The sequence below is a fragment of the Streptomyces sp. CNH189 genome, assembly GCF_000527195.1.
This window is the reverse complement of record NZ_AZUS01000017.1, coordinates 56,166-68,056: the sequence shown is the minus strand read 5'-3', so window position 1 is coordinate 68,056 and position 11,891 is coordinate 56,166. Positions and strand designations below refer to the sequence as shown.

Here is an 11,891-nt window from a genome sequence, read left to right as displayed (position 1 = left end):
TCCCTCCCCGTCACTCGCCCGTGAGGGAGCCGAAGTCGGTGCCGGAGCCGAGGATGAGGCCCGCTCCGAGCAGGATCATGGTGGCCGGAACCATGAAGGTCGTGATCATCATGGTGGCCTTGGGGACGGCACGGGCCGCCTTGCGGCGGGCGTTCTGCGCGTCCGTACGGCGCATGTCCTTGGCGAGCGCGACCAGCGTGTCCACGATCGGCGCGCCCAGCTCCTCCCCTTGCTGCAGCGCCGTGACGAACATGGCCACCTGCTCGGAGTCGTTGCGGCGGCGCAGCTCCGCGAAGGCCTGCCTGCGGCTCATCCCCAGGTCCATCTGGCGTAGGGTGATGCGCAGTTCGTCCGCCCAGGGACCCTCGTACCGGGACGAGACGCGGTCCAGGGCCTGCCGGAAGCCGAGACCGGCGCCGACCACGACCGCGAGCACGTCGAGGAAGTCGGGCAGGGTCCGTTCGATGACGTCCTTGCGGATGCGGATCGCCGACCAGATGCCGACCTCCGTCCAGAACGCGCCGAACGCGAGGAGCAGCAGCGCCACCAGGAGCTGGCCGCGCATCAGGAACACCAGGAAGCCGGTGCCGCCGAGGGCGCCGTAGACGGCGCGGCGGGCGGCGTAGCGGTGGATGGTGAGGCCGCCGGGGTTGCCCGCGAGGTCGATCTTGCGGCGGTACCTGGCGACCTGCTTGGGCCCCATGAGGCGCAGTACGGCGGGGGCGTAGCGCATGCCCATGCGGTCGACCAGGGAGTCGACGGCGCCGGTGCGGGTGGAGCCGACCTCCAGGGCCAGCATCAGGTCGCCGGGGAGTTTCGCCTCCGCCCGGTACATGCGGACGCCGGCGAAGATGCCGCACACGGCGAGGGCCATCAGTGCGGCGAGCGCGAGTGCCATGTCGTCGTCTCCTCTCCGGCTCAGACGTCGATGCGGGACAGGCGGCGGATGAGGAGGAAGCCGACGGCGTACAGGCCGAAGGCGACGAGGACCGCGATCTGGCCGGCCGGGGAGCCGGTCATGCGGTCCAGGGCGCCGTCCTTCACGCCGTTCATCAGGAACAGCGAGCCGACGCCGAGGACCGGCACAGCGTACGAGGTCATGCTGACCTGGGAGAGCTGGGTGCGGATCTCGCGCCGGGTCTCCTTGCGCTCCTCCAGCGTCTCGGTGAGGTTGCGCAGCGCGCCCACCACCTGGCCGCCCGCCCGGTTGGCCAGCACCAGCGTGGTGACGAGGACGACCAGCTCGCGGGAGGGCAGGCGGTCGGCGAGCTCGCCGAGGGCGTCGTCCATGGAGGCGCCCATCGCCAGCTGGTTGGCCACCTTGCCGAGTTCCTCGCCGGCCGGGGCGTCCAGTTCCTCCGCCGCGATGCCGACGGCGGTGCGCAGGGCCAGGCCCGCCTGGGTGGCGTTGGCCAGGATGCGGGCGAGCTCGGGGAGCTGGTTGATGAACTTCTCGATGCGCTTCTGCCGCGTCCAGTTGAGGAACTGCACGGCCGCCCACACACCGAGGAGCCCGGCGATCGGGCCGAAGAAGGGGGCGAGGGCGGCCTGCCCGACCAGCCACAGTCCGGCGACGGTGACGAGCATCGCGACGAAGAACTCGCCGGGGGTGACGTCGAGGCCGGTGGCCACCAGGCGCAGCTCCAGCTTGCGGCCGAGGCGGGTGCGGCGCAGGCGGCGGTCCAGCGTGGGGAAGCGGCGCCGGCGTCCGGCGTCCGGCAGCTGCCCGGTGGCCGTCAGCCGGTCCACCAGGGCCTGCCGCTGCGCCCGGCCGGCCGCGTAGGAGTGCACCCCGACGACTCCGAGGACGCAGGTCAGCAGGGCGACACCGGTGGTCAGCGTGATGAGGTTCTGCAGCTCCATGGGGGCGGTACCTACCTGGCTTCTCGGGTGGCGAGCTGGTCGGCGGTGTGGGCGATGCCGAACGCCTGCGGGACGGGCTGGCCGGCCATGTACAGGCGGTCGGCGGTCCGCCGGGGCAGGGGGTGGTGGACGAAGGAGCCGTGGACGCGGCCGTCGTGGGTCATCGGCAGCGCGTCGAAGCGGGCGGCCGTCGCCAGCCGGTACGGCTCCCCGCCGTGGCTCTCCAGCAGGGCGATCTCGGTGATGCGGCGGGCGCCGTCGGCGAACCGGGTGAGCTGGACGATGACGTCGACGGCGCTGTTGATCTGGTCGTGCAGGGCGACGAAGGGGATCTCCACGTCGGACATGGAGGCGAGGGTCTGCAGCCGGGTCAGGGCGTCCTCGGCGCTGTTGGCGTGGACGGTGGCGAGGGAGCCGTCGTGGCCGGTCGACATCGCCTGGAGCATGTCCAGGGACTCCCCGCCGCGGACCTCGCCGACGACGATGCGGTCGGGCCGCATGCGCAGGGAGTTGCGCACCAGGTCGCGGATGGTGACCCGGCCCTTGCCCTCGACGTTGGGCGGCCGGGACTCCAGACGGATGACGTGCGGCTGCTGGAGCTGGAGTTCGGCGGAGTCCTCGATGGTGATGATGCGTTCGCCCTCGGGGATCAGTCCGGACAGGGCGTTGAGGAGGGTGGTCTTTCCGGTGCCGGTTGCTCCGGAGACGATGACGTTGAAGCGGGCCTGCACGAGTCCGGCCAGCAGGTACAGCATGGGCTCGTCGAGCGAGCCGAGGCCGATCAGCTCGTGGAGGGTGAAGGAGCGCGGGAAGCGGCGGATGGTGAGGACCGCCCCGGTCAGGGACAGCGGCGGGATGATGACGTTGACGCGCTCGCCGGACGGCAGCCGGGCGTCGACCATCGGGTTGGACTCGTCCACGCGCCGGTTGACGGTGGAGACGATACGCTCGATGGTCTGCATCAGCTGGTCGTCGGAGGCGAACCGCAGCGGCAGTTGCTCCACCCGGCCGCCGCGCTCGACGAAGATGGCGTCCGGGCCGTTGACCATGATCTCGGTGACGGACGGGTCCTCCAGCAGCGGCTCCAGGATGCCGAGGCCGAGGGCTTCGTCGACGACGCGGCGGATCAGCTGGGAGCGTTCGACCGTCGACAGGACGGGGCCCTCGCGGCTGATGATGTGGCCGAGGACGCGTTCCAGCCGGGCCCGGCGCTCCGCGGGGGCGAGCGCGCTCATCTCCGCGAGGTCGATCTCCTCCAGGAGTTTGGCGCGGTAGGACGCGACGAGGTGGCCGTCCTCGCCCCGCCCGGTCCTCTCCTCGGGGGAGTTGATACGTGCCCGCAGGCTCATGAGTGGCTCGCTCCTCGTCCTCGTCCGGTCCTCGTCCGCTCACCGGTCCTCGTCGTGGGCCGTGCCGGCCCGGTGGTGGGGTCAGTGGTCGACGGGCATCGTGGCGCTCCTCCCCGCCGTCCCGAAGTCCCAGCCGGGCACGATCGACGGGATGTCGATCCGGGCGGTGACGGTGACCTCGTCGCCGCCCCCCGACGTGCCGCAGGAGGTGCCGCCGGCCAGCCAGGAGCTGACGGCCGCCGCGCAGGCGGCCTGGGCGCCCTGGTCCAGGGAGGCGCTGCGGGCGCCCGCGCGGGCGGCGGTGCCCGCCTGCTGGGCGGTGTAGGCGATCAGCCCGAGCTGGACGCCGGCCATCGCCACGAGGATCAGGACGGGCAGGAAGCCCAGGTATTCGAGCGCCACCTGTCCCCGGTCGCGGCGGCGGCCGTCCGAGCGTCGGTACGGCACCTCAGGCACCTCAGGCATCTCAGTCCGTCTCCTCCTCGACCGCGCCCGCGTGACCGGTCACGTCGAACGGGAACGACACGGTGCCGGGGAAGAGGATCGGCACCCTGATCCTCACGTCGGCGGTGACCATGCCGCCGCCGGTCGCGCAGGTCACCGTCGCGCCGCTCCCCCAGGCCCCCGACAGCTTGTCCTGCCCGGCCTCCTGGCAGGCGCCCTGGCGTGCGCCGGGGGACGCGGCGGTGCCGGCCCGCGCCGCCTCGTCGGCGGCGTTCCCGGCGAGCGTGAAGGTGTAGCCGACCAGCACGAGCTGCCACAGCACGATCAGCGTCACCAGGATCGTCGGGGTCATGCCGAGGAACTCGACGGTGACCTGCCCCCGGTCGCCGGACGGCCTCCTGCGGACGCCGTGGCCGCGCGACCGCATCGGGTCGCCGTGGCCGCACGACCGCCTGGAAACGCCGTAATCACACGACCGCTTCGGGACGCCGTAGTCGCACGACCGCCTCGGGACGCCGTACGACCGCCTCGGGCCGGTGGCCGCCCGCCGACGCCCGGGCCCCGCCGCCCTTGCCGTCCGCTCGCCGCTCATCCCGTACCGTCCCGACGTCGCCGGAAGCTCACCGCGCCCCGGTCGCCGCGCAGCCGGCCGCCCTTGTGGCCGCCCTCCGCCGCGCGGACCAGGTCGAGTTCGCCGGCCAGCGCCCACATCGCCTGCTTCACGGTGCTCTTGGCCTCCAGCTCGTGGACGCGTCCGGCGTCCACCACGCCCTGGAGCTCCTTGAAGTGGGCGGGGATCGTGGTGGCGGCGACAGGGGTGCCGGTGATCCGGGCGATGAGGGGCGGCTGGATCTCCGTGGACCGGTTGTGCCGGTTGACGACGACGGTGGTCTCCTCCGCCTTGCGGATCTGCAGCCGGTCCCACATCCGCACCGCCCGCTTGGCACCGCGTACGGCGATGACGTCGGGGGTGGTGACCAGCAGGGCCCGGTCGGCCATCTCGACCGCCGCCGCGCCGGCCCCGCCGAGCTGCGCGCCGCAGTCGACGACGACGACCTCGTAGCGGGAGCGCAGGGCACCGACGATGTGGCGGGCGGCGCGGTCGGTGACCTCCTCGCCCCGTTCGCCCTCGCCGGGGGCGAGCAGCAGGGCGAGGCCGCTGTCGTGGCGGAAGACGGCGTCGGCCAGGACGCGCGGGGAGATGTCGTTGATCGCGGCCAGGTCGACGACCGACCGGCGGAACTGGACGTCGAGGTAGGAGGCGACGTCGCCGGTCTGCAGGTCCATGTCGACCAGGGCGGTGGTCCGTCCGGACGTCTGGGCGGCGAGCGCCAGCTGGACGGCGGTCAGGGTGGCGCCGACTCCGCCCTTGGCCCCGCTGACGGTGACGACGGTGCCGCCCGCGCCGGGGAGCAGGTCGCTTCCGGCGCCCAGGTGGCGCCGTACGCCGGCCGACCACTGGGCGACCGCCGCGACCCGGACGGCGAGTTCCTCGTAGCCGACGGGGAGGGCGACCAGGCCGCGGGCGCCGTGGTCCATGGCGGCCTGGAAGAGGCCGGGGCTCGCGTCGGAGGTGACGAGGACGACGCCCACGGCGGGGAAGCGCAGGGCGACCTCGCGGATCAGCTCCAGTGCCGGGACGGGGCCCATGCGTTCGTGGACGACGACCACCTCGGGCAGTTCGTCGAGGGACTCGGCGGCCAGCCGGGAGAGGGCGTCGACGAGCTGCGTGGAGTCGGTGACCGGGGCGAGCGGCTCCGCGTCGGGGAGCTGGCTGAGCAGGGTGGTGAGGGACCGGACCGCGTCCGCGTCACCGACTGCCGGGAGGATCCTGGTGGACATGCGGGCCTCTCACTTGTCCTGCGCGAGTTCGTACGTCCGGTCCTTCTCGGGGACGGCGGCGTCGCCCCCGGGGGCGACCAGCGCGAGGCGGACCCGCTGGGCGAAGGACTCGGCGTAGGTGATGCGCTGGGCGTCGAGCGTGGACAGCGCGAAGGTGATCGGGACGGCGTCGGTGGGCTGCCGGCCGCGGTCGCTCTCGTCCGGCTGGAGGGCGGTGAGCCGGCCCACGTCGAGGACCTTGGCGCCGGTGACGATGATCTTCGACTGGTCGGGGTCGCCCTCCCGCTGCCCTTCGAAGGTGGCGTAGACGTTGACCGTGGAGCCCGGGGTGATCTTGCCGGCCACGCCGGTCGCCGCGTCGATCATGATGGCGACCTCCTGCTGCCCCGGTTGCAGGGCGGGCCGGTCCACGATCATGTCGCTCTGCAGCAGGGAGCCCTCGCGCAGGGTGGTCACGGCGATCTTGCCGCGGAGGTCGTCGAGGTCGGTGACGGCGTTGTCCGACAGCCACCGCTCGGGCATCTCGATCCGCTCGAACTGGTCGGCGTTGAGCGTGGTGTAGGGCGGGATGTCCGCCTTCAGACGGTACGCCGGGACCTCGGGGCCGACCTTGGAGCGCACGTCGTTGATGACGGAGAGCACGCCGGCGAAGGCGCCGAGGGCGCACAGGACCGACAGGAGCAGGAGTATCACGCCGCGGCGCTGACGGGAGTTCATGAACCGTGCAACCTCGTTGGGGGGTAGCGGTCGAGCGGGATCGGGCGGTCTCGTGCGGTGGTGGTGTACGGGTCAGGAGCCCCGGGTGAGGGCCGGTCCTGCCTCGGGGGCGGGCGGAGTGGCCGAACAGAACACGCAGCGGTCGCCGATGACGTCGATGCCGCACCAGTGGCAGGTGCCGCGCCGCACGGACGTGACCAGTTGGTAGAGCACGGACAGGTCGGGCAGGTAGGTGCAGAACTCGACGAGCTTGCCGGTGCCCCACCAGTCGCCCGACTCCGCGGGCAGCGGCGCCTCGCGCAGGCCCTGCACCCGCCAAGCGGGCGCCAGGGTGGTGGTGACCCAGTCGGACTGGAGCTGACCGCGGGCGACGAGCATCCAGGTGCCGAACTCGGGGCCGTCCAGTGTGGTGTCGGGGCCGAGCCGGACGAGGTGCGGCTGTGGATGAGCGAGGACGGCGAACTGGCTGCCGGGCATCCAGGACTTGGCGTGCTGCTTCAGGTCGACGGGCACCCGGTCGAGGCGGGCGACGGAGCCGAGCAGCGCCCCGGCGTGGAGGTAGTGGGTGAGCAGGCGGCCGGCCGAGGCCAGCACGCCGGGTCCGATGTCGCAGGAGGCGAGCTGGCGTAACTGGCGGGCCAGCACCGCCACGGCGAGCGGCGGCAGGTCGGGACGGAAGAGGGCTATCCGGTCGCTCTCCAGCAGGGAGCGCAGGGTGTGCAGCCGCCGCAGGACGGCGGTCGGGGTGGCCTTGGAGCACACGACGACGACATGGCCGTACTGCTCGACGGTCAGCTGCAGCTCGGTCAGCACCTGGTCGAGCGGGCGGGTGTCGACGTCCCGCAGCACCACGGCGGGCAGGGTCCGTTCGTCCTGCGCCGGCAGCGCCATGTCGGCACTGGTCACGGCAATGGCAGTTGGCACGCGCGGCTCCCCGTTCTCCCCATGCCCGTCGGCCCACCGGGCGTTACTCCGGTGCACCCTCGTGACTTCACTGCGTGACTACCTCAGCACTGTATCCACGGGTTCGTGACCGGAGAACAGCCTTTGAGCAGCCGAACAGCAACTCCTGGCACACAAGGTGCGTCAAAACGGGGCAGGTCGATCATCTCGCCGGTCTCGATCCGGCACCGACGGTGTGGGTCCTGTGCACCGGCTTGACGCGGGACCCGCCCCGAGTCCTCCGGGCCACGCTTCCCACCCGTCCTCCGCCCTACTCCCGTGCGGGCGCCGCCGTTTCCGGTCTGGACCTATTGACAAGGGGATTGGTCTGGACCACGGTGTGCACATCAACGGTGGCCACCGTCGCTTCCTCCTCCCCAACTCCCCCACCGGAGGCCCCAAGTGGACCGCGCACCACGCACGCCCGGCCGCGGCAGACGCGCCTGGGCGGCAGCCCTCGTCTCCGCCCTGTCCCTCGTCCTCCCCCTGGCCGGCGCCGGCCAGGCGTCCGCGGCGGACGTCAACAACGCGAAGAACGCAGGCTTCGAGTCGGGCCTGAGCAACTGGACCTGTTCGGCGAACAGCGGCAGCGTCGTCCCCTCCCCGGTGCACGGCGGCTCGGCCGCGCTGAAGGCCACACCCGCCGGGCAGGACAACGCCCGCTGCTCCCAGACGGTCGCGGTGCGACCGGGCTCGACGTACCGGCTGACCGGATGGGTGCGGGGCGGGTACGCCTACCTGGGCGTGACCGGCACCGGCACCACCGACGTGTCCACCTGGACCCCGGACTCGGGCAGCTGGAAGCAACTGTCCACCAGCTTCTCCACGGGCGCGAACACCACCTCCGTGACGGTCTACACCCACGGCTGGTACGGCCAGCAGCCCTACTACGCCGACGACGTGTCCGTGCTCGGCCCCGACGGGGGCGGCGGGGGCGACCCGGAGCCGACCGTGCCGGGCACGCCGGGCGGGCTGACCGTCTCCGGCACGACGGCGACCTCGGTGACCCTGGCGTGGAACGCGGTGTCGGGGGCGACCGGTTACACCGTCTACCGCGACGGCACCCGGGTGACGGCCGTGTCCGGCACATCGGCGACCGTGACCGGACTCACGGCCTCCACGTCGTACTCCTTCCAGGTGGCGGCGGCCAACGCGGCGGGCGAGTCGGCGAAGTCGGCGGCGATGAGCGTACGCACCCGGGAGAACGGCGGGGGCGGGGGCGGTGACCTGCCCCGGCACGCGGTCACCGGCTACTGGCAGAACTTCGACAACGGCGCGGCCGTGCAGAAGATCTCCGACGTGCCGTCGCAGTACGACATCATCGCGGTCGCCTTCGCCGACGCCACCGGCACCCCGGGCGCCGTCACCTTCAACCTGGACTCGGCCGGCCTGAACGGCTACACCGTGGACCAGTTCAAGGCGGACGTACGGGCCAAGCAGGCGGCCGGCAAGAAGGTCATCATCTCGGTGGGCGGCGAGAAGGGCACCGTCGCGGTGAACGACCCGGCCTCCGCGACGAACTTCGCGAACTCGGTGTACGCCGTGATGCAGGAGTACGGCTTCGACGGCGTCGACATCGACCTGGAGAACGGCCTCAACCCGACCTACATGACGCAGGCGCTGCGGGCGCTGTCCGCGAAGGCCGGCCCGTCGATGATCCTGACGATGGCGCCGCAGACCATCGACATGCAGTCGACGTCCGGCTCGTACTTCCGGACGGCGCTGAACGTGAAGGACATCCTCACGGTCGTCAACATGCAGTACTACAACAGCGGTTCCATGCTGGGCTGTGACGGCAAGGTCTACAGCCAGGGCACGGTGGACTTCCTGACCGCGCTCGCCTGCATCCAGCTGGAGAACGGCCTCGACCCGTCCCAGGTGGGCCTGGGCCTGCCGGCCTCCACCCGGGGCGCGGGCAGCGGCTACGTCGCCCCGTCCGTGGTGAACGCCGCCCTGGACTGCCTGACCCGCGGCACCGGATGCGGCTCCTTCAAGCCGTCGAAGACCTACCCGGGCCTGCGCGGCGCCATGACGTGGTCGACCAACTGGGACGCCACGGCGGGCAACGCCTGGTCCAACGCGGTCGGCCCGCACGTCCACGCGCTGCCGTAACCGTCACGTCCCTCTCCCCAGCCACGGCGTCCTGCTCCGGATCAGCTGATCCAGAGCAGGACGCCGTCCCCGTCACGGGCTGCCGCGCCGAAGTACGGCATCAGGGCCTCGTAGTGGGCGGTCACCTCGTCCAGCGGCTCACCGCGCTCCCAGACGATCGTCGGGTAGACGCCCGCCGCGGCCAGGTCGGCCGGGGTGACGCCCTCGGTGAGCCGGGCGGGGGGCGTGGCGGCGAAGGCCTCGGCGGCGGTGCGGACCTGGTCCGGGGTGAGGCAGCGGGGCGGCCCGTAGCTCCAGTCGTCCGCCCCGGGTATCTCCTCCTCGCCGAAGACGACGTCCACGGGGAAGCCGACGCGGCCCAGCAGGAAATGCAGGGCGTGCCACATCTTGTCGGTGTCGTAGCAGCGCGCCTGGTCCCCCGGCAGCCCCGCGTCCCACTCCTGCTCGCCCAACTCCTGAACACGCTCGTACGCCCAGTCCGGGTCGCCGACCGCGCGCTCGAACTCGGCGGCCGTCAGGCGCGCGTACTCCCCGATCATGCCCACGGTGGCTCCCCCACAGGTCGACGGCCGGCGCTCGTGTGCGCCGATGACGCGGTCATCCTGGCAGCGGCCACTGACAACGGACCGCGCGCGCTGTGTCCGCCGCCACATGAAACATTTCTCCGGGTCCACCGCATCAATGAGGTGAGAGCGGTTCGGGGAGTACGACGGGGGACGGAATGAGACAGCAGCGCAGCGCGGACTACGCGGAGTTCGCCTCCGCGCGGGCGGGACACCTGTACCGGTCCGCGTGCCTGCTCACCGCCGGGGACACGCACCTGGCCGAGGACCTCGTGCAGGAGACCTTCGGCCGGCTGTACGTCCGCTGGGGGCGCGTGTCGCGGGCGGAGAACCCGGCCGCGTACGCGCAGACCGTGCTCACCCGGACCTTCCTCGCCCACCGGAGACTGCGCAGCAGCCGTGAGCGGGCGACCGACACGTTCCCCGACCGGCCGGGCGCCGCCGACGGGGACGCGCCGCTGCGGCTGACGCTGATGGCCGCGCTCGCCCGGCTGCCCGCCAAGGACCGCGCCGTCGTCGTCCTGCGCTACTGGGAGGACCGCTCGGTGGAGCAGACCGCCGACGTACTGAACGTCAGCTCGGCCGCTGTGCGGACACGGTGCGTGCGCGCGCTCGGCCGGCTGCGGGAGCTGCTCGGCGAGGACATCCAGGAGTACTCCCGCCCCTGACGCCCGCCTCCGTCCCCTTCTTCGACCTCATACTTCTCACACCCCGCGGAAAGGGTGGTTCGTCATGCCCGAGAACATGCAGCAGGACCCCTTCGAGGACCGGTTCGCCGCCGCGCTGCGCGACACCGGCCACAGCATCCACACCGACGACCCGGCCGCCCTCGTCACCGGGGGCCGGGTGCGCGGACGCCGGGCCCAGCTGCTGCGGCGGACCGCCGTGCTGGGGGGAGCGGCCGGTGTCGCCCTGGTCGGGGTGGGCGGTGCGCTGCTCCTGCCGGGCGGCTCGTCCGACCCCCGGCAGACCTCCGCGGCGGCGAGCTCCCCGTCCCCGGGCTCCTCGTCCGCCGGCACCCCGTCCTCCTCGTCCGCGGGGTCCGCCTCGGGCGAGGGGACCTTCTCGGGCGACGACATCCTGCGTTCGCTCAAGGCACTGCTCCCGGAGGGAACCTTCAGCGAGGAGGCCGCGCACGGCACGGATTCGCCGATGCCCCCGAACGCGTACGTGGTGTTCGACGACGGCAAGGGCGCGGCGGCCATCGGCCTGAGTCTCGGCCGCGTGGAACCCGGCAGCGAGCAGGCCCGCCAGGTGACGACCTGCCCGGACAAGACGCAGGTCGACCACGACGCCTGCACCTCCGACCGGCTGCCCGACGGCTCCCTGCTCATGCTGTTCCAGGGCTACGAGTACCCGGACCGCCGGGTGGAGACCAAGTGGTGGAACGCCGAACTGGTCACCCCTGAGGGACAGCACGTGTCGCTGGGCGAGTGGAACGCGCCCGCGCAGAAGGACGCCCCGGTGTCCCGGCCGCAGCCTCCGCTGTCCGTGGAGAAGCTGAAGGAGGTCGTCACCGCCGACGTGTGGCGACGGGTCGTGGACGCCATGCCGGAGAGCCCGAAGCCGTCCGCCACCCACGAGGCGCCCCCGGCCGGGATGCCGGGCAAGAAGATCGCCGACACGCTCGCCGGTCTGCTGCCCGACGGGCTCAAGGTGATCAGCGAGGGCGGCCAGGGCAGCGGGTACGGCTACCTCGTCGTCGACGACGGCAAGGGCGGAAGCCTCGTCCAGGTGAACGTGCAGCCCGGCAGTGGCGACCTGGCCCGGGAGATCTTCGGGGGCGCCGAGGTTCTCGCCGACGGCACCCTCGTCACCGCCCGGAAGCAGCCCGGGGAGAAGGGCGGGGACGGGGTCGTCATGTGGACCGTCGACACCCTGCGCCCCGACGGGCTGCGCGTCGTGATCAGCGCCTTCAACACGCCCGCCCAGCACGAGGCCGCCACCCGCGACACCCCCGCGCTGACCCTCGCGCAGCTGCGGAAGGTCGCGTTGTCCACGCAGTGGGACGCGGGGGCGTGAGGCGGGTGGGAGGCCGTCCCGTCGGACGGCCTCCGAC

General features: G+C 72.4%; 12 protein-coding genes. 3 read left to right on the top strand and 9 right to left on the bottom strand.

Translation table 11 applies throughout. The features are described from left to right. Positions 1 to 10: 10 nt before the first annotated feature. The 8 genes from B100_RS0122515 to B100_RS0122480 form a co-directional block, all read right to left on the bottom strand. The gene (locus tag B100_RS0122515; RefSeq protein ID WP_024886668.1) at positions 11 to 898 is read right to left on the bottom strand and encodes a type II secretion system F family protein; all 888 of its coding nucleotides are present in this window, start codon (positions 896 to 898) and stop codon (positions 11 to 13) included. A gap of 20 nt (positions 899 to 918) precedes the next feature. After that, the gene (locus tag B100_RS0122510) at positions 919 to 1,863 is read right to left on the bottom strand and encodes a type II secretion system F family protein (protein WP_024886667.1); all 945 of its coding nucleotides are present in this window, start codon (positions 1,861 to 1,863) and stop codon (positions 919 to 921) included. Positions 1,864 to 1,874: 11 nt separating this feature from the next. Further along, on the bottom strand, positions 1,875 to 3,212 hold the full coding sequence (locus tag B100_RS0122505) for a TadA family conjugal transfer-associated ATPase (protein WP_024886666.1): 1,338 nt from the start codon (positions 3,210 to 3,212) through the stop codon (positions 1,875 to 1,877). An 81-nt stretch (positions 3,213 to 3,293) separates the two neighbouring features. Next, positions 3,294 to 3,677, bottom strand: coding sequence for a TadE/TadG family type IV pilus assembly protein (locus B100_RS0122500; RefSeq protein ID WP_037723266.1), 384 nt, complete (start codon positions 3,675 to 3,677; stop codon positions 3,294 to 3,296). 1 nt (position 3,678) lies between these two features. Next, complete coding sequence (locus B100_RS0122495; protein WP_024886664.1) at positions 3,679 to 4,083, bottom strand: TadE family protein; 405 nt, start codon at positions 4,081 to 4,083, stop codon at positions 3,679 to 3,681. A gap of 161 nt (positions 4,084 to 4,244) precedes the next feature. Next, positions 4,245 to 5,498, bottom strand: coding sequence for an AAA family ATPase (locus B100_RS0122490; protein WP_024886663.1), 1,254 nt, complete (start codon positions 5,496 to 5,498; stop codon positions 4,245 to 4,247). Positions 5,499 to 5,507: 9 nt separating this feature from the next. Then, positions 5,508 to 6,215: a Flp pilus assembly protein CpaB gene (gene cpaB, locus B100_RS0122485; protein ID WP_024886662.1), complete on the bottom strand. Its 708-nt coding sequence runs from the start codon at positions 6,213 to 6,215 to the stop codon at positions 5,508 to 5,510. A 72-nt stretch (positions 6,216 to 6,287) separates the two neighbouring features. Continuing rightward, positions 6,288 to 7,121, bottom strand: a complete 834-nt coding sequence (locus B100_RS0122480; RefSeq protein ID WP_024886661.1) for a hypothetical protein — start codon at positions 7,119 to 7,121, stop codon at positions 6,288 to 6,290. 438 nt (positions 7,122 to 7,559) lie between these two features. Here B100_RS0122480 and B100_RS0122475 point away from each other — a divergent pair, with 438 nt between their 5' ends. Continuing rightward, positions 7,560 to 9,269, top strand: a complete 1,710-nt coding sequence (locus tag B100_RS0122475) for a glycoside hydrolase family 18 protein (RefSeq protein WP_024886660.1) — start codon at positions 7,560 to 7,562, stop codon at positions 9,267 to 9,269. 41 nt (positions 9,270 to 9,310) lie between these two features. Here B100_RS0122475 and B100_RS0122470 read toward each other — a convergent pair whose 3' ends face one another. Then, entirely contained in the window at positions 9,311 to 9,814 is a 504-nt protein-coding gene (locus B100_RS0122470) for a YfbM family protein (RefSeq protein WP_024886659.1), read from the bottom strand. A gap of 176 nt (positions 9,815 to 9,990) precedes the next feature. Between B100_RS0122470 and B100_RS0122465 the strand changes: the two genes are divergently transcribed. Together B100_RS0122465 and B100_RS0122460 are read left to right on the top strand one after the other, a co-directional pair. Next, positions 9,991 to 10,500: a SigE family RNA polymerase sigma factor gene (locus B100_RS0122465; protein ID WP_024886658.1), complete on the top strand. Its 510-nt coding sequence runs from the start codon at positions 9,991 to 9,993 to the stop codon at positions 10,498 to 10,500. Positions 10,501 to 10,564: 64 nt separating this feature from the next. Continuing rightward, complete coding sequence (locus tag B100_RS0122460; protein WP_024886657.1) at positions 10,565 to 11,854, top strand: hypothetical protein; 1,290 nt, start codon at positions 10,565 to 10,567, stop codon at positions 11,852 to 11,854. The last annotated feature ends 37 nt before the right edge of the window (positions 11,855 to 11,891 follow it).